Annotated in this window: 14 protein-coding genes and 1 tRNA gene; 5 read left to right on the top strand and 10 right to left on the bottom strand. The window is 53.2% G+C overall.

What is annotated here, in order from left to right:
• Positions 1-13: 13 nt before the first annotated feature.
• From zorB1 to zorD, 3 genes are read left to right on the top strand one after another with little or no spacing between them, the layout of a single operon-like run.
• Positions 14-754 carry a type I Zorya anti-phage system protein ZorB1 gene (zorB1, locus tag L6R44_RS21310; protein ID WP_237425355.1) on the top strand — a complete coding sequence of 247 codons (741 nt, stop codon included), beginning with the start codon at positions 14-16 and terminating at the stop codon, positions 752-754.
• The gene (zorC, locus tag L6R44_RS21315; RefSeq protein ID WP_237425356.1) at positions 751-2,433 is read left to right on the top strand and encodes a type I Zorya anti-phage system protein ZorC; all 1,683 of its coding nucleotides are present in this window, start codon (positions 751-753) and stop codon (positions 2,431-2,433) included. Before zorB1 ends, zorC begins: the two co-directional genes overlap by 4 nt.
• Positions 2,433-5,675, top strand: a complete 3,243-nt coding sequence (zorD, locus tag L6R44_RS21320) for a type I Zorya anti-phage system protein ZorD (RefSeq protein WP_237425357.1) — start codon at positions 2,433-2,435, stop codon at positions 5,673-5,675. Before zorC ends, zorD begins: the two co-directional genes overlap by 1 nt.
• Positions 5,676-5,961: 286 nt before the next feature.
• Here the strand turns inward: zorD and L6R44_RS21325 are convergent.
• The 3 genes from L6R44_RS21325 to proB form a co-directional block, all read right to left on the bottom strand.
• A tRNA-Thr gene (locus tag L6R44_RS21325) sits at positions 5,962-6,037 on the bottom strand.
• Between the two features lie 111 nt (positions 6,038-6,148).
• Positions 6,149-7,402: a glutamate-5-semialdehyde dehydrogenase gene (gene proA / locus L6R44_RS21330; RefSeq protein ID WP_032638331.1), complete on the bottom strand. Its 1,254-nt coding sequence runs from the start codon at positions 7,400-7,402 to the stop codon at positions 6,149-6,151.
• Positions 7,403-7,413: 11 nt separating this feature from the next.
• A complete protein-coding gene (gene proB / locus L6R44_RS21335) occupies positions 7,414-8,517 on the bottom strand; it encodes a glutamate 5-kinase (RefSeq protein WP_028017715.1) in 1,104 nt (367 codons plus the stop codon).
• 304 nt (positions 8,518-8,821) lie between these two features.
• Between proB and phoE the strand changes: the two genes are divergently transcribed.
• Positions 8,822-9,874: a phosphoporin PhoE gene (phoE, locus tag L6R44_RS21340; RefSeq protein ID WP_032638328.1), complete on the top strand. Its 1,053-nt coding sequence runs from the start codon at positions 8,822-8,824 to the stop codon at positions 9,872-9,874.
• 135 nt (positions 9,875-10,009) lie between these two features.
• Here the strand turns inward: phoE and crl are convergent, their stop codons facing one another.
• The 3 genes from crl to gpt form a co-directional block, all read right to left on the bottom strand.
• Positions 10,010-10,411: a sigma factor-binding protein Crl gene (gene crl / locus L6R44_RS21345; protein WP_237425358.1), complete on the bottom strand. Its 402-nt coding sequence runs from the start codon at positions 10,409-10,411 to the stop codon at positions 10,010-10,012.
• 57 nt (positions 10,412-10,468) lie between these two features.
• Positions 10,469-11,713, bottom strand: coding sequence for an esterase FrsA (gene frsA, locus L6R44_RS21350; RefSeq protein WP_237425359.1), 1,245 nt, complete (start codon positions 11,711-11,713; stop codon positions 10,469-10,471).
• Positions 11,714-11,817: 104 nt separating this feature from the next.
• Complete coding sequence (gene gpt / locus L6R44_RS21355) at positions 11,818-12,276, bottom strand: xanthine phosphoribosyltransferase (RefSeq protein WP_003863205.1); 459 nt, start codon at positions 12,274-12,276, stop codon at positions 11,818-11,820.
• Between the two features lie 260 nt (positions 12,277-12,536).
• On the opposite strand from gpt, the gene pepD reads away from it, so the two are divergent.
• On the top strand, positions 12,537-13,994 hold the full coding sequence (gene pepD, locus L6R44_RS21360; RefSeq protein ID WP_237425360.1) for a cytosol nonspecific dipeptidase: 1,458 nt from the start codon (positions 12,537-12,539) through the stop codon (positions 13,992-13,994).
• 77 nt (positions 13,995-14,071) lie between these two features.
• On the opposite strand, the gene dinB is transcribed toward pepD, so the two are convergent.
• The 4 genes from dinB to nqrE all read right to left on the bottom strand — a co-directional run bounded on the left by dinB (position 14,072) and on the right by nqrE (position 17,271).
• Positions 14,072-15,130 carry a DNA polymerase IV gene (gene dinB / locus L6R44_RS21365; RefSeq protein ID WP_032638320.1) on the bottom strand — a complete coding sequence of 353 codons (1,059 nt, stop codon included), beginning with the start codon at positions 15,128-15,130 and terminating at the stop codon, positions 14,072-14,074.
• Between the two features lie 107 nt (positions 15,131-15,237).
• Complete coding sequence (gene nqrM / locus L6R44_RS21370; protein WP_032638318.1) at positions 15,238-15,438, bottom strand: (Na+)-NQR maturation NqrM; 201 nt, start codon at positions 15,436-15,438, stop codon at positions 15,238-15,240.
• Between the two features lie 2 nt (positions 15,439-15,440).
• Positions 15,441-16,664: an NADH:ubiquinone reductase (Na(+)-transporting) subunit F gene (nqrF, locus tag L6R44_RS21375; RefSeq protein ID WP_237425361.1), complete on the bottom strand. Its 1,224-nt coding sequence runs from the start codon at positions 16,662-16,664 to the stop codon at positions 15,441-15,443.
• A 10-nt stretch (positions 16,665-16,674) separates the two neighbouring features.
• The gene (gene nqrE, locus L6R44_RS21380) at positions 16,675-17,271 is read right to left on the bottom strand and encodes an NADH:ubiquinone reductase (Na(+)-transporting) subunit E (protein ID WP_008500255.1); all 597 of its coding nucleotides are present in this window, start codon (positions 17,269-17,271) and stop codon (positions 16,675-16,677) included.
• Positions 17,272-17,277: the final 6 nt, after the last annotated feature.

Here is a 17,277-nt window from a genome sequence, read left to right on the forward strand (position 1 = left end):
GGGATGACAGCTGATGTTTGGGAATGCATTTGGCGTTAAAAAGCGCCGCAGTGATGAAGCTGAGAAGCCCTTCTGGATTTCTTACGCCGATCTGATGACCGCCATGATGGTGTTATTTCTGGTGGTGATGGTCGCGTCGTTAAGCTCTGTTACACAACGAATTCAACGCGCGGAGCAAGGGGAAAAAGTCAGGGGACAGGATATCGCCAGATTATGTGAGCGCCTGGAGCTGCATGCACGCAGTGTAAACAAAACCATCGTGGTGGATTGCCACGATAACCGCATCAGCTTTGGTGAAGCTGGGCGTTTCGATCACAACCGATTTTTCCTGAATGCCGAAGGACAAAAGGCATTACAGGATGTGGTTCCACTTGTACTTGAAGCCTCCGACAGTGAGGAAGGCAAAAAGTGGTTTAAGCAAATCGTCATTGAAGGTTTTACCGACACCGACGGTTCGTATCTTTATAATCTGCACCTCTCCCTGCAGCGTTCTGAGTGGGTCATGTGCAGTTTGCTTGACAGCCGCAGTCCTCTGCAAAAAAGCATTTCTGCAGAACAGCAAATCCAGATTCGTAAGCTTTTCCTGGCAGGGGGCGTCTCGTTTAATAACGCGAAAGAGAGCAAAGAAGCCAGCCGCCGCGTCGAGTTGCGTATGCAATTCTTCGGGCTGAAAGATAAGCATGCTACTGCAGACGAGGTGGATTTCCCACCAGTTGTGAATAAAGAAGTTTGCCAGCTGGTAATGCCGCAATGACGCCCGCGCTGAGTTCTCTATCGCAGCGTATTGCAGCGAAGCTGTCTTCCAGCCAGCAGGATGACAGTTACCTCCGTAACGATTTCCAGGCATTGGCTTCCGCGGGCCGCGAGATGGAAAAACGGTTTGATAAAGCAGAAAAAATACCGACACCGCCACATGAAATGCGGCTTGCAGCCCTGCGTCGTTTTCGTCTTGCAGAAGAGCTGACAGAACGTGAGTGGCGGATGGTATTTTATGGCCTAGCCGATACAGATCCGCTCTACCCTGACCGCCCAGTATTGCTGGAAGATGATACTTTCTTCCCCCGTGTCGACAGCGCTATCAAAAAACAGATTCAATCCAGGACACTTAAGCGGAAGGACTGGGCGGCGCTTTGTTCAAGTTATTTTGCCTACAAAAACGAATCGCCAGAAATAAACCCACACTGGTGCGTACTGCGAAGTCATATCGCCCATGGATACTACGTGGTAAAAGCCGCTATCCGCAGAGAAAAATCGTGGATGAAAACCATTGAGTTTTACCATGACATTTTTACGCCTCAGGCTGGCGGTGTGATATCCCAACAGCTACTTTCCGGTGAGAGTAACTCTTTATCATCATTAGAGAAAATAGCGCAAATTCCCGACAGCAGCTGGTTGTGGAAGCGTATTTTCACGGTGCTGCTGGCGCAGCTTGATACTCTGGACGATCCTCAATACCTGGACAAAATCAACTGGTTATTGAGCCTGGCCGCGCAGTGGGTACGTTTTCGTGATGATATTATGACGGCAACGCTGACTCGCTATTACCATTCAACCTATCGCGATCAAGCGCATTCAGCCCTTAAACAGGCCGCCCTTGAATACTGGGATAACCCGCAGCTCAAAAGCCAACAGAATAAGTGGCATCAGTATGTTTCTGAACCCGTCGCGGCGATGGTGCGGGGCTGGTTAGCAAAACAGGACCTGATGCACTTCTTTGAGCTACTACGCGGGAACGGCGATGTCGATCAGGCAAGGCTGCATTATTGGCTACGTTTCGCGAATCAGATGGGATTCACCCGTATCGTGATGGGGCCAGATGCCTGGCACGATCGTAGCAGCGACTTTGTGAAATTCCGCGAGGAGAATCGTGGAAGGCTGAGCCATCTGCGCGGTGGGCGTAGTTTCGATAATGCTATGATCATGCAGATAAACGATTACATCTTTGTTGAATTTTCTGGAACGGGAAACGCGATGTATTACTACCGCGTGAATCAGGCTCCATTTAATCCAGAATCTGAGTCGCTTGATATAAAAATACAATTAAAGGACAGAGAATTATGTCCGGATCCTCTCAAACATATGCCACGCGCTGAAGGCTATAACAAAACCCGCATCACCGGCTGGATGCTGAAATACGACGATGAATTGCGTCAGTTGGGTATCCGCTGGATGGCTGAAGAGCCCGTTAAATTTGTTGATAAAAAAGCGCCCTCACCCGCCTCAGTATCTGACATCAAAATTATTAACCCATTGCGGGATACAGCCATACAGCGCCTGGTTGAACACGCTTCATGCATCGTCAGCGATAACCGACAAAAAGGGGGCGTGCTCTCTATACAGCTCAAAGCCCCCGACGACACAACGGAAAGAGAGTTGCTTCGACTCGGTTTCTCCCCCGTGACTAAAGAACCTCATCGCTACTGGATCAAATAATGTTGAAACGTCTGTTAAGTAAACTGACGGGAAACCGTCAGCTGATAGAACGCCACCTGAAGAATCAGTATCTGGTTGAGGAAAACGGACTCAGTTTTCAACAATCCTTGGTTGATGACCCGGATCTCTGGGCGCTAGCATCCTGGCTCGAGCAACTGGCTGAAGAAGATTATCTGATATCACTAACAGACCGATGGTTATTGAGCTGGGATGCATTGTATCGGCTACTGGAGAACGAGGAGCATTCCAGCAGTCTGCCTCTTATTGGTGTCCCAGAGGTATTACCACTACGCGCAAGCCTCAGTTCACGTGGGGCATTAAGCGACAGTGATTTTCGCGTCTGGATTGCGGAATGGTCTTCGATGCCTGCGCGAGAGCCGATTCGTTTCCATCGTACCGGCGCTATTATTACTTATGAAAATCAACATTATTTGTTATCACGGGAAAATTGGCCGCTCTTGAAGGCAGTTGAGCAGCTTAGTACCCAGCAAGCTCAAGCGCCTGGCGAAACCACTAACCAATTGGGATGGGCCGCTATTCGCAAATGTGCGAAACAAGCTGCCGCAAAATTTGATGACTACTTAGAAAAAACGCACGTTATCAAACCAACTTCCTTGTCTCTACGCCTGCGAAAGGCAACGATTGCTGATACTGCCGTCATCGAAATTGAGCCTCACTTCGAAGATCAGCCCGCTAACTGGCTCGGCAGTTTTGACAAGAACGCTCAGGTTCACGATAGCTACCGCATACCCGGAGAAAACGGGGAACTCAGCCATGTCATCATCCCACCTGAAGTGAAAGACGTTCTGAATTCAATACACGCAATCCCAGGCCGTCGGGTGGCCGGTAGTGAAGCGCTTTCCTTTGTTCGCAATCCCTATACTTTCCTGGGCGAAGATGCCGCCAGTGTTATTGCCCCAGAAGAACATGAGCAGGCACTTTTTGATGCCCGTATTTTCTTTCATCACTTCAGGCTTCAACCCCATATCAATGATGAGAATAAGATAGAGACGATTACGCTGGTGCTGGAGCCTGTCTCACCGATACCGCAACCTGAAGTAACATTCCCCTTTTCTGCTCCATGGGAACTGGAAAAATTTGTTGAGGCCGTGGGAATCAGCGTAGCCGCACAAATGCCTGCTGGTTCCTGGCAGGGTTACGAGCTGGAACTAAGTCAATTCACTGAACGGCAATGGCATGATTGCCAGTCGCTGTTGTCGCGCTGGCAACAGGAAGTCGAAGGTAAAGAATTTACCGATGTCCTTGATCTCGGTAAATATGGCGATCGCGTTATCGGCATTGGTGAATTTGAAAAAATATCCTCGCCATGGCTGACCAAAGCGCAAAGTGAAAACTGGCTCCCTGATGGGATCGACTTTTCCGCATTTTCGGTAGAAGTCCTGGATGACTGGCAACCAGATAACCTGCAACATTTCGATGAACTGCAGGAAAGAATCACCCAGGCAGAAGCGACTGGCGAAACGCATATCACCTCCCCCTGGAATGAGACTGAACTGCCATTGGATGCGGCGAAAATCTTCAGCAAGAACTGGGAAAAACAGCAAAATGCAGCTCATGAATCAGAGGGGAACGTTGTTGAAAAAGCGGCCCGGGCCGTGCTCAAAATTGAGCAGAATATTGAAGAAGCTGTTTACATTAAACAGCGGCGAGATTCACTCCTCAATGCACGCCATGTTGAACCTGAAATTCCACTGAGCCTGAAAGAACATATCAGACTCAAAGACCATCAGCGTGAAGGTGTGGCCTGGCTCCAGCAGCTTTTCCTTCGTTCGCCTCAGGAAACTGCAGGTTGCCTGCTCGCGGATGATATGGGGCTTGGGAAAACGCTGCAGATACTGAGCTTTCTGGTCTGGTTCATTGAAAAATTTCCTGACGAGCCACCAAGCCTCATCGTTGCCCCCGTCTCTCTTCTGGATAACTGGGAGCGTGAACTGGACAATTTCTTCTATACAGCCGGAATTCCTGTGATGAAATTGTATGGTGACACCATTAAAGCCGTGAAATACCCGAAACAGGCTATTCCTGCTCATCTACAGTCTCAAGGGATCAAAAATCTGCTCAAACCCGGCTGGCAGGGCGAGGCGAAAATTATTCTCACAACCTATGAAACGCTGCGCGATCAGGAGTTTTCTCTGGGGCGTCTGCCCTGGTCCATTATGGTGTGCGACGAGGCACAAAAAATAAAGAACCCGGCTGCACTAATCACTCATGCCGCCAACGCGATACAAGCAAGATTCAAAGTAGCTTGTACCGGCACACCAGTTGAAAACACACTTGTGGACCTATGGAGCTTATTTGATTTTGCTCAGCCGGGTTTATTAGGCGCACTCAATGAATTTGGAAAACACTATGTTCGCCCTATCGAGAACGAAACAGGTCGTGATACAGGACGTCTTGAACGCTTACGAGCGTTAATAGAACCACAGACATTACGCCGAACCAAAGAAGAGGTTGCGCGAGATTTGCCGCAAAAAATCGAAGTAATCAGCTGTAAGCGACTTCCTTTTTCTGGCTCTCAGAAGCAACTGTATCTTTCTTCGATTGCAAACTGGCAAAAACAACAGGCGCTTAATGAAGGCATTCAGCAGTCAGGTGCGGGAATGCTGGGGTTATTACATCGCCTTAAACTCATTTGCGCACATCCGGCAGTCGTTAACCCGGAGCCTCGGTATCGAGAAGAATCACCAAAGCTTAACTGGATGTTGAAAACGCTGGATGAAATTAAACGCACCAATAAAGACAAAGTGATTATCTTTACGGAGCTGCGAGATCTTCAGCGTGAGATCCAACATGCAGTTCAGCAGAGATTCGGCATCCGCCCGGTAATCATTAACGGGGATACCAGCACGAATAGTCTGAGCCAGAATAGCCGTCAACGATTGATTGATGATTTCCAGGCACAACCCGGCTTTGGTGTGATTATCCTCTCCACGGTCGCTGTTGGTTTCGGGGTTAATGTCCAAAAAGCCAACCACGTTATTCATTTCACCCGCTGTTGGAATCCGGCAAAAGAAGATCAGGCAACAGACCGCGCTTACCGTATCGGCCAGACAAAGGATGTGTATGTGTATTATCCCACGGTAATGGACTCAGAAATCACGACGTTTGAAGAAACGCTAGATGAACTTCTTCAGCGTCGTCGGGCATTAGCCAGAGATATGCTGTGCTCTACCCCGGATCTAAGCAGCGCTGATTTTGATAGTATTTTAAAAAGGACATAACTGCTCAAATTTCGCACTGAAAAGATGCTTAGGTTCATTTCACAGCGAAAAACTATTACTGACCACCTCCACAAGAGGTGTTGTAAATGCAGAGATAAAAAAAAAGCCTCAATAGGTTGAATATATCATTAATATTCTGAAGATTGAGTGGTAATCGCTTATCTATCAATTGGCCGTTTGACAGAACACGAGTGCTAAATTGACGCGATTAGTGGTCGGAATTTCTCAAGCACGGCGCAAGGGAAGAACGTAACTTACTTGAATGTGGGGTAAGCGTCTGAAAAAGTGGTGCCGATAATAGGAGTCGAACCTACGACCTTCGCATTACGAATGCGCTGCTCTACCAACTGAGCTATATCGGCCCTGAGAGGCCGGTTACGAGTGTAACCACGGGGCAAAAGGTTAGATCTATCCGGGTGATGCGTCAATGCCCTTTTGAATCAAACGGCTATTTTTGCATCACCCGTGATTATTTACGCACGAATCGTATCGTCGCCGAAGCCGATCCACTTGTAGGTGGTCAGCGCTTCCAGCCCCATCGGACCGCGCGCGTGCAGTTTCTGCGTGCTGACCGCCACCTCGGCGCCAAGGCCAAACTGGCCGCCGTCGGTGAAGCGGGTGGAGGCATTCACATACACCGCAGAGGAATCCACCTCATTCACGAAGCGATCGGCATTGCGCAGGGTGCGCGTCAGAATCGCGTCAGAATGCTGCGTGCCGTGTTCACGGATGTGCGCAATGGCGTCGTCGAGATCGCTCACGATTTTCACGTTCAGATCCAGCGACAGGAACTCGTCGTCGTACTGTTCCGCTTTTACAGGAACCACGTTTGCCGGGCCATCCTGCAGCAGTGCGAGCGCGTTAGCATCAGCGTGCAGCGTCACGCCGCTCTCCGCCATCTGTTTGCTCAGGGCTGGCAGGAAGGTGCTCGCAATACCCTGGTGCACCAGCAGCGTTTCTACGGTGTTACAGGTGCTTGGACGCTGGGTTTTCGCGTTCACGATAATCTTCAGCGCCGGTGCAATCTCAGCGCTGTCGTCCACCACGATATGGCATACGCCGATACCGCCGGTGATCACCGGGATCGTTGACTGCTCGCGGCACAGCTTGTGCAGGCCCGCGCCGCCGCGTGGGATCAGCATGTCGATGTATTTGTCCATGCGCAGCATTTCGTTGACCAGCGCGCGGTCCGGGCTCTCGATCGCCTGCACGGCCCCCGCCGGTAAGCCACACTCTTCCAGCGCCTGCTGGATGACTTTCACCGTCGCGGCGTTGGTGCGCCAGGTCTCTTTCCCACCGCGCAGAATGGCGGCGTTGCCGGTTTTCAGGCACAGAGACGCAACATCCACCGTCACGTTGGGACGGGCTTCATAAATCACGCCGATGACGCCGAGCGGCACGCGGCGGCGCTCCAGGCGTAAACCGCTGTCGAGCAGCCCACCGTCTATCACCTGCCCTACCGGGTCGGCCAGGTTGCAGACCTGGCGGACATCGTCGGCAATGCCTTTCAGGCGCGCCGGGGTAAGCGCCAGGCGGTCAAGCATCGCTTCGCTCAGGCCGTTTTCACGCGCCTCAGCTAAATCCTGTTCGTTGGCTCGCAGGATCTCAGCGGATTGCGATTCCAGATAATCAGCGATTTTTTCCAGCACGCGGTTTTTCTCGCGGCTGGAAAGGAGCGCCAGTTTGTAAGAGGCGGCCTTCGCGGCAGCGCCCATTTGTTCCAGCATGTTCTGGCTCCTTAACGAATAATCATGTCATCGCGGTGGACGGCAACCGGGCCATATTCATAGCCCAGAATGGCGTCGATCTGCTGCGAATGGTGGCCCGCGATGCGGCGCAGGGCATCGCTGTTATAGCGGCTGACGCCGTGGGCGATGTCGCGACCTTCGAGGTTACGGATGCGGATCACTTCACCACGGGAGAAGTTGCCTGTCACGCTTTTAATTCCTTTAGGAAGTAATGAACTTCCTCGTTCCAGAATCGCGGCGGTTGCCCCTTCATCCACGACGAGTTCGCCCGCAGGCGGCGCGCCAAATATCCAGCGCTTGCGGTTTTCCAGCGGAGATTCCTGGGCGTGGAAGCGGGTGCCGACGGAGAGGCCTTCCATCACGTCACCAATCACGCCCGGGCGGCTGCCCGCTGCGATGATGGTGTCGATACCGGCGCGGCACGCCACGTCAGCGGCCTGCAGCTTGGTTCCCATGCCGCCCGTTCCGAGGCCGGACACGCTGTCACCGGCGATGGCGCGCAGCGCATCGTCGATGCCGTGAACGTCGGTAATCAGCTCGGCTTCAGGGTTGGAGCGCGGATCGGCAGTAAACAGCCCCTGCTGATCGGTCAGAAGCAGCAATTTATCCGCACCGGCCAGAATGGCGGCCAGCGCGGAGAGGTTATCGTTATCACCCACTTTAATTTCAGCGGTGGCGACGGCGTCGTTTTCGTTAATAACCGGAACGATATTGTTGTCCAGCAGCGCGCGCAGGGTATCGCGGGCGTTGAGGAAGCGCTCACGGTCTTCCATATCCGCGCGCGTCAGCAGCATCTGCCCGACGTGGATGCCATAGATGGAGAACAGCTGTTCCCAGAGTTGAATAAGGCGGCTTTGCCCCACGGCGGCCAGCAGCTGTTTGGAGGCGATCGTCGCGGGGAGTTCGGGGTAACCCAGGTGTTCACGCCCGGCGGCAATCGCCCCGGAGGTCACAATCACAATACGATGCCCTGCGGCATGTAACTGAGCGCACTGACGTACAAGCTCAACAATGTGGGCGCGATTTAGGCGGCGCGATCCGCCTGTTAACACACTGGTACCGAGTTTTACCACCAGCGTCTGGCTGTCACTCATGATTCTCTGCCGTTCAACGATAAGGGAAAGTAATGTCAAACGAACGTTTTAACAGGACTCAGCCCCGTTGCCAACTGCCTTAGCACATCGCGAAACACTTTGTTGCGCGGGATCAGGAAGCGTAGCGGGAGAATTTGACACTTTTATTACCGAAATAATAAATCACAGTTTTTTAAAATTATTCTTAGTTTGTCATAAAAGTTTCATTCCAGAACGATAAAACCCTTCCTGTTTTTTCACGGGACTTAAGCATGAGCTTATCGTCCAGCGAATTTTTTAGCGCGTTTATAAGACAGGATCGAAAATGAAAAAGAGCACTCTGGCATTAGTGGTTATGGGCGTGGTTACTTCTGCATCCGTTCACGCAGCTGAAGTTTATAATAAAAACGGTAATAAACTGGACGTGTACGGCAAAGTGAAAGCCATGCACTATATCAGCGATGACGACACCAAAGATGGTGACCAGACGTACGTTCGTTTCGGCTTTAAAGGCGAAACTCAGATTAACGATCAGCTGACGGGCTATGGCCGCTGGGAAGCTGAGTTTGCCGGTAACAAAGCCGAAAGCGACTCTACTCAGAAAACGCGTCTGGCATTTGCCGGTATTAAAGTGAAAGACTTCGGCTCTCTGGATTACGGACGTAACCTGGGCGCGCTGTATGACGTTGCCGCCTGGACAGATATGTTCCCTGAGTTCGGCGGCGACGGTCTGGCACAGACCGACAACTTCATGACCAAGCGTGCCTCCGGTCTTGCCACCTATCGTAACACCGACTTCTTTGGCGTGGTGGACGGCCTTGATATGACCCTGCAATATCAGGGCAAAAACGAAAACCGTGACGTGAAAAAGCAGAACGGGGACGGCTTTGGTACGTCTCTGAGCTATGACTTCGGCGGCAGCGATTTTTCTGTAATCGGCGCTTATGCCAGCTCCGATCGCACCAACGCGCAGAACCTGCTGGCTCGCGGTGAAGGTAATAAAGCGGAAGGCTGGGCAACCGGTCTGAAATATGATGCCAACGATATTTATCTGGCCACCATCTATTCTGAAACCCGTAATATGGCCCCTATTTCTGGCGGTTTCGCAAATAAAGCGCAAAACTTCGAAGTAGTCGCCCAGTATCAGTTTGACTTTGGTCTGCGTCCATCCGTGGGTTATGTTCAGTCTAAAGGCAAAGACATCGAAGGGATTGGCGATGAAGATATCGTGAAATACATTGATGTCGGCGCGACCTATTACTTCAACAAAAATATGTCTGCCTTTGTTGATTATAAAATCAACCAGATTGACGACGATAATAAACTGGGCGTGAGCAGCGATGATATTGTTGCCCTGGGCATGACCTACCAGTTCTAATATTTTCCGAATAAGAAAATCCCGGCAGATGTGCCGGGATTTTTTTGCCCGGTGGCGCTGCGCTTACCGGGCCTACGGGATAGTGCATTGTATAGGCCGGGTAAGGCGAAGCCGCCACCCGGCGCTGTAACACCATCAGGCTGTCAGCTTCACCGCTTCGCTGGAAAAGTCATCCGCGGGCTCGAACTTGAGATCCAGGGTTGCCAGCAGCGCGCCTGCCTTAGCGTGGAACTCTTTAAGCGTGTATTCCAGGCGGTCAATCACTTCCTGATCTTTAATGGTCGTGGCCTGCCAGTTGCCGTCTTTATTAAACAGGCCAAACTGGTAGCTATACGTAAAGCGTTTTTCCTCTGCTTCCATTTCCATCCACCAGCCCCAGAATTCACGTTTTTCGGGTGCAGGCTTCACGTTGACGCATACAGCCAGGCAGTCGAAAAAAAAGCGATTCTCTTCACACTGCTCTTCTCGAATATACGGGCCGAGAGCCATAAACTTCTTAATCAGCCTACTTTTCGGGTGTCCACTCGGTAACGTCATTGCGATCTCCTTTTGTGAAGCCACTGTTTTACCAAACCAGCGAAATTTAGCAATCTATTAACACACTCTCTGGGCGATCCAGCGCGTAATCTCTTTCAGCGCTTTGTCGAAATTCTGATAGACCGGGCTGAACGGCACTTCAAGCAATTTGCCATCGGCAGATGACGAAGTGATTAAGCGCGACTCCTCTTCCGGACTGAACGGATCGTTTTTCCAGAAACCGGACAGCATCGGCGTTGGGCAGCGACGCCCCAGTAACCCCTGCGTTTTTAATGAGTAACGGTTGAGCTCAACGCGCAGCGCTTCGTCTGATGCATCATGCATGCCAAGACGGCTTGCCAGTACGTCCAGGTACATCTCAGGCACGCTCCCCTGGCGTGCGGGATCGCTTAACAGGGCGTGAACAACCGGCCCCAGGCAGGCGACGGCTTTCAGGCGAGACGATTCAAGGTAGGCCAGACGCACCGCGACGTTTGCGCCAAAGCGGAAGCCAAATGCCGCCACGCGGGTGTGGTCAACCCACGGAATGTTTTCCAGCGCTTTTAGCGCATGCTGGTGCAGCAGGCTGGAATCCTGGGTCAGCTTCCATTTGGATGAGAAGCCGATTGAGGGCATATCCAGCGTCAGCATCGCGATCCCTTTTGGTGCGAAGTAGCGCTCATACAGGCTGTAATAATCGATTTGCAGCGAATCCAGCCCTCCGCACATAAGGACGGTCGGGAACGGACCTTCACCTTCAGGCATATGCAGGAACCCGGTTACGGACGTCCCCCCGGGAATGGTGAACTCCAGTTCGCGCATCTGGCCCGGCAGGCGTTGAGCCGCTTCTTCATAGGCTCGGTTCGCCAGCGCCTGAGCCTGCTCAGCCAGTTCATCACCTTTTAAATGCGGGTAGGCGGCAATGGCGTAGAGATTGGCCGCATGGAGCCAGTGCTTGCCGCTGCGCGTGGCGTCCTCTTCCTGGCTGGCTTTTTGCTGCCAGAGCATTGCCTGCTTAGACCATTCGTAGATCCAGTTTCCACCACGGTAGCCGACCACCGTGTCGTAGAGTTCGCTGTCGGTGCGCTCCGACTCACTCATGACGATACGCGCCTGCACGTCAAGGATTTCACGCGGATCAATACCGCGCCAGATCCACATCAGGCGGTTAATCATGCGATACCAGTGGGGCACGTTTTTACCGTCTAACGCGGACTGGACGGCAGGCTGGATACCCGGATTAAAGCGACGCACCAGCGTCGACGTTTCAGGGTGTTTGAAACGGGGTTTGAAGAGAGTCTCGGTGAGATTCGCCTGCGTCATTGCGTTGCCTCCATGGATACGTCATATGAAGACTATTGTAACGCGTGACAGGCCAAAAAGAACAACGCCCGACAGAGCCGGGCGTGTAAAGTTACGTGCGGGTATTAACGGCCTGAAATAGGTGGCACAAAGACCACGCCCATATCCCATGGCTGTTCAATCCAGGTATCCTGCGGGATATCAATGACGTAATCGTCAACAAGCGGGCGGCCAGCAGGCTTCGCGAAGATCGTGACGAAATGTGCTTTCGGATACATTTCGCGGATAGCGACCGCGGTACCGCCGGTGTCCACCAGATCGTCGATAACGATAAAGCCTTCACCGTCGCCTTCCGCGCGTTTCAGCACTTTCAGCTCACGCTGGTTGTCGTGGTCATAGCTGGAGATGCAAACGGTATCGACATGACGAATACCCAGCTCACGTGCCAGCAGCGCCCCCGGTACCAGACCGCCACGGCTGACGGCAATAATGCCTTTCCACTGTTCGGAAGGCATCAGACGCGCAGCCAGCTTGCGTGCGTGAATCTGCAACATGTCCCAGGTGACGACGTATTTTTCGCTCATGTGAAGTGTCCCAGCCTGTTTTTATACGGCTTAAAAAGTGTTCGAGGGGGAAATAGGTTGCGCGAGATTATAGAGATCTGACGCACTAAAAACCAGTGTTCAGCGCCTTCTGCCTGAGTTTTTACATGCTTTATGCTACCAGCCAGCAGAGAAAGTGGTATTCTCAGATTCATCTCGCAAGCCTGACTTGTGGTAACTATTAACCTGCTAACCCTGTGGCCTGCAACCCTATTTGCAGCGCCTCGACAAGGAGACTTATCGTGTCTGAACTGTCTCAATTATCTCCGCAGCCGCTGTGGGATATTTTTGCCAAAATCTGCTCCATTCCTCACCCTTCCTACCATGAAGAACAGCTTGCCGAACATATTATGGGTTGGGCGAAAGAAAAAGGTCTGCACGCTGAACGCGACCAGGTTGGCAACATTCTGATCCGTAAACCCGCTACCGCAGGCATGGAAAATCGCAAACCGGTTGTGCTGCAGGCGCACCTGGACATGGTGCCACAGAAGAACAACGATACCGTTCACGACTTCACCAAAGACCCGATTCAACCGTACATCGACGGTGACTGGGTGAAAGCGCGCGGCACCACTCTGGGCGCGGATAACGGCATCGGTATGGCCTCTGCGCTGGCGGTGCTGGCCGACGATAGCGTTGAGCACGGTCCACTGGAAGTGCTGCTGACCATGACCGAAGAAGCGGGCATGGACGGCGCGTTCGGTCTGCAGGCGAACTGGCTGCAGGCGGACATCCTGATCAACACCGACTCCGAAGAAGAAGGTGAGATCTACATGGGCTGCGCGGGCGGGATTGATTTCATCTCTACTCTGCCGCTGTCACGCGAAGCGATTCCTGCGGGCTTCCAGACCTTCAAGCTGACGCTGAAAGGGCTGAAAGGCGGCCACTCCGGCGGTGATATTCATCTGGGTCTGGGTAACGCCAACAAGCTGCTGGCACGATTCCTGGCAGGCCATGCGGCCGAGCTGGATCTGCGTCTGGTAGACTTCAACGGCGGTACCCTGCGTAACGCGATCCCACGCGAAGCCTTCGCCACCGTGGCAGTACCGGCGGCAAAAGCCGACGAGCTGAAAAAACTCTCCACCGTATATCTGGATATCCTGAAAAACGAACTGTCGGCGAAAGAGAAAAACCTGACCGTGGTGCTGGAATCCGTCTCCACGGACAAAGCCGCCCTGACCGCGCAGTCTCGTGAAACCTTCGTTCAGCTGCTGAACGCAACGCCAAACGGCGTGATCCGCAACTCAGACGTGGCGAAAGGCGTGGTGGAAACCTCCCTGAACGTGGGCGTGGTGACCATGAGCGACGACAGCGCGGAAATCATCTGCCTGATCCGCTCGCTTATCGACAGCGGTAAAGAGTACGTGGTGAGCATGCTGGAATCTCTGGGCGCGCTGGCGGGAGCCAAAACCTCTGCCAAAGGCAGCTACCCGGGCTGGCAGCCGGATGCGAGTTCTCCGGTGATGGCGCTGGTGCGCGAAACCTACCAGCGTCTGTTCAACAGCACGCCGAACATTCAGGTGATTCACGCGGGTCTGGAATGTGGTCTGTTCAAGAAACCGTATCCGGATATGGATATGGTGTCTATCGGGCCAACCATTACCGGTCCGCACTCGCCGGATGAGCAGGTTCATATCGAAAGCGTTGGCCATTACTGGACGCTGCTGACTGAACTGCTGAAGGCGATTCCTGCGAAGTAATACCCTCACCCCAGCCCTCTCCCAAAGGGAGAGGGTGAAAAACGTAGGCCCGGTAAGCGTAGAGCCACCGGGCTTTTTTACAATCCCAATACCAGCTGTCGCTCTAGCTGCGGATCCAGCAGCGTGACGTGCAATCCCACCAGCCTCACCCCTCGCCCGCCCCGGCGTTCTTCCCATGCTTTTTTCGCCGTCGCGATAAGATCGTCTTTATTCAGACGCGGCCAGACGTGCTCCTGCGTGGTCTGCTGGAAATCGTTAAATTTGAGCTTGATGCCCTGACGGGCGATGAGCAGGTCCGGCTTCACCTTGCTTAAGCGTCGCTCCAGCTCCGGGTAAAGCTGTTCTGTGATAATACATTCGCATTCGGACCAGTCATGAATATCTTCGCTGAGGGTGCGCTCAACGCCGACGGATTTTCGCAGCCTTTCGCTGTTTACATCGCGATCGTCAATCCCCTGGCTGCGCTCCCACAGCACGCGGCCAAACTTTCCAAAACGCTTGAGCAGCATGGCGAGATCGCTTCGCTGCACGTCTTCGCAGGTGCGTAGCCCCATGTTTTCCAGCTTTGCGGCGGAGACTTTCCCGACGCCGGGGATTTTACCGAGCGGGAGCGTTTTTAAAAATGCAGGCACCTCTTCCGGCGTAATGACGTACTGACCGTTGGGCTTATTTAAATCGGAGGCGATTTTGGCAAGGAATTTAACGGGCGCGACCCCCGCCGATGCCGTCAGATTCAGCTCGTTGAAAATCGTCTGGCGGATCTCCTGCGCCATCAGCGTGGCGGAGCCGTGACAATGCACGCTGTCGGTGACATCCAGATAGGCTTCGTCCAGAGACAGCGGCTCAATCAGAGAGGTATAGCGGGCGAAGATCTCCCGAATATGGAGGGAAGCCTCTTTGTAGGCTTCAAACCGGCCGGGAAGAAGCGTGAGATGAGGGCAAAGCTTCAGGGCCATCGCCGTCGGCATGGCGCTGCGCACGCCAAATTTGCGCGCGGGATAGTTGGCGGTGCTGATAACACCACGCTGAACGCGGCTGCCGCCAATGGCGATGGGAATATCCCGCAGCGCCGGGTTGTCTCGCATCTCCACTGCGGCAAAAAAGCAGTCCATATCGACATGGATTATTTTGCGCATAGTAAGCCCTCACTTATCACTGGATAAGTATACAGTAAATAAATGAGGGTTGAGAAGTGTGACTGAGAATTGTCGGGTGGCGGCTTTGCCTTACCCGACCTGGAAGACTAAATAATGCGTTGTTTATCGCGCGCCATGCGTTTTTTGCGCGCATCGCACGGTTCCGGGCAGTCGCAGACCTTTTCCATCCCAAGGGAGGAAATACCGCCGCAGCTGCCCTGAATAGCTTTCCGCTTAACGATCCAGCCTAACGACATGCCGAAGATGACAAGCACAAAAACCACGAAGGTTGCCAGAAACGTGAGCATTATCAGCCTCCAAAGTCATCAAGCATGATGTTCTCATCTTCGACGCCGAGATCTTTCAGCATCTTGATCACGGCGGCGTTCATCATCGGCGGACCACACATATAGAACTCGCAGTCTTCCGGCGCCGGGTGCTGCTTGAGGTAGTTTTCATACAGCACGTTGTGGATGAACCCCGTGTAGCCCGTCCAGTTATCTTCCGGCTGCGGATCGGAAAGCGCCACGTGGAAGGTGAAGTTCGGGTTATCTCGCGCCAGCTGTTCGAACTCATCATCATAGAACATCTCGCGCAGGGAACGCGCCCCGTACCAGAAGCTGATTTTTCGCTTGCTGCCGAGACGCTTGAGCTGGTCAAAGATGTGCGATCGCATCGGGGCCATACCGGCACCGCCGCCGATAAAGACCATTTCCGCGTCGGTATCTTTCGCGAAGAACTCGCCGAACGGACCGGAGATGGTCACCTTATCGCCAGGCTTCAGGGACCAGATGTATGACGACATCACGCCCGGCGGCGCATCCGGCACGTTTGGCGGCGGCGTGGCGATACGCACGTTGAGCATGATAATGCCCTTCTCTTCCGGGTAGTTGGCCATCGAGTAGGCGCGCAGCGTCGGCTCTTTTACCTCAGAGACAAAGCGGAAGAGATTGAACTTGTCCCAGTCGGCGCGGTACTCGTCCGGCACGTCGAAGTCCGCATAGGCCACGGTATGCTCAGGACACTCAATCTGAATGTATCCCCCGGCGCGGAACGGAACATCTTCCCCTTCCGGTACGCGCAGCTTCAGCTCTTTAATAAAGGTGGCTTTGTTATCGTTAGAGATAACCTCGCACTCCCATTTTTTCACGCCGAAGATCTCTTCCGGCAGCTCAATCTTCATGTTCTGGCGCACCGCGACCTGGCAGGCCAGACGGCAGCCCTCTTTCGCTTCACGCTTCGTGATATGCGCCAGCTCGGTCGGCAGAATATCACCACCGCCCTCTTTTACCGTCACGCGGCACTGTCCGCAGGAACCGCCGCCGCCGCAGGCTGAGGAGACAAAAATGCCGTTACCGGAGAGCGTGTTGAGCAGCTTATCTCCCGCAGGCGTGCGGATCTGATTCTGCGGATCGTCGTTAATATCAATCACCACGTCGCCGGAATTCACCAGCTTCGCCCGCGCCGCCAGAATCAACCCTGACAGCACCAGTACGATTAGCGTGAACATCACCACGCCAAGAATAATTTCCATCTTTTAGCCCTTATAGCTGCACGCCGGAGAAGGACATAAAGCCTAGCGCCATCAGCCCGGTGGTGATAAAGGTGATCCCTAAGCCACGCAAACCCGCAGGCACGTTGGCATATTTCATTTTCTCGCGGATCCCCGCCATGGTGACAATCGCCAGCATCCAGCCGATGCCGGAGCCGAAACCGTACACCACGGACTCACTGAAGTTGTAATCACGCTGAACCATAAACGAGACGCCACCAAAGATGGCGCAGTTTACGGCGATCAGCGGCAGGAAGATCCCCAGCGCGTTGTACAGCGACGGGAAATACTTATCGAGGATCATCTCGAGTATTTGTACCAGCGCCGCGATCACCCCGATAAAGGTGATAAAGTTCAGGAAGCTGAGATCGACCCCTTCCACCAGCGCGCCGTCCCGCAGCACAAAGTTGTAGACCAGATTGTTAATGGGTACAGATAAGCCGAGCACCACGGTAACCGCGATTCCCAGACCAAATGCCGTCGACACTTTTTTGGAAACCGCAAGGAACGTACACATGCCGAGGAAAAACGCGAGCGCCATGTTTTCAACAAACACCGCCCGCACAAACAAACTCAGGTAATGAGCCATCGTCGG

The organism is Enterobacter cloacae complex sp. ECC445 (assembly GCF_021892025.1).
Classification (GTDB): Bacteria; Pseudomonadota; Gammaproteobacteria; order Enterobacterales; family Enterobacteriaceae; genus Enterobacter; species Enterobacter chengduensis.

Coding starts and splice junctions, on each gene's coding strand:
- zorB1 (WP_237425355.1), top strand. CDS start 14: ATGTTTGGGAATGCATTTGGCGTTAAAAAGCGCCGCAGTGATGAAGCT.
- zorC (WP_237425356.1), top strand. CDS start 751: ATGACGCCCGCGCTGAGTTCTCTATCGCAGCGTATTGCAGCGAAGCTG.
- zorD (WP_237425357.1), top strand. CDS start 2,433: ATGTTGAAACGTCTGTTAAGTAAACTGACGGGAAACCGTCAGCTGATA.
- proA (WP_032638331.1), bottom strand. CDS start 7,402: ATGCTGGAACAAATGGGCGCTGCCGCGAAGGCCGCCTCTTACAAACTG.
- proB (WP_028017715.1), bottom strand. CDS start 8,517: ATGAGTGACAGCCAGACGCTGGTGGTAAAACTCGGTACCAGTGTGTTA.
- phoE (WP_032638328.1), top strand. CDS start 8,822: ATGAAAAAGAGCACTCTGGCATTAGTGGTTATGGGCGTGGTTACTTCT.
- crl (WP_237425358.1), bottom strand. CDS start 10,411: ATGACGTTACCGAGTGGACACCCGAAAAGTAGGCTGATTAAGAAGTTT.
- frsA (WP_237425359.1), bottom strand. CDS start 11,713: ATGACGCAGGCGAATCTCACCGAGACTCTCTTCAAACCCCGTTTCAAA.
- gpt (WP_003863205.1), bottom strand. CDS start 12,276: ATGAGCGAAAAATACGTCGTCACCTGGGACATGTTGCAGATTCACGCA.
- dinB (WP_032638320.1), bottom strand. CDS start 15,130: ATGCGCAAAATAATCCATGTCGATATGGACTGCTTTTTTGCCGCAGTG.
- nqrM (WP_032638318.1), bottom strand. CDS start 15,438: ATGCTCACGTTTCTGGCAACCTTCGTGGTTTTTGTGCTTGTCATCTTC.
- nqrF (WP_237425361.1), bottom strand. CDS start 16,664: ATGGAAATTATTCTTGGCGTGGTGATGTTCACGCTAATCGTACTGGTG.
- nqrE (WP_008500255.1), bottom strand. CDS start 17,271: ATGGCTCATTACCTGAGTTTGTTTGTGCGGGCGGTGTTTGTTGAAAAC.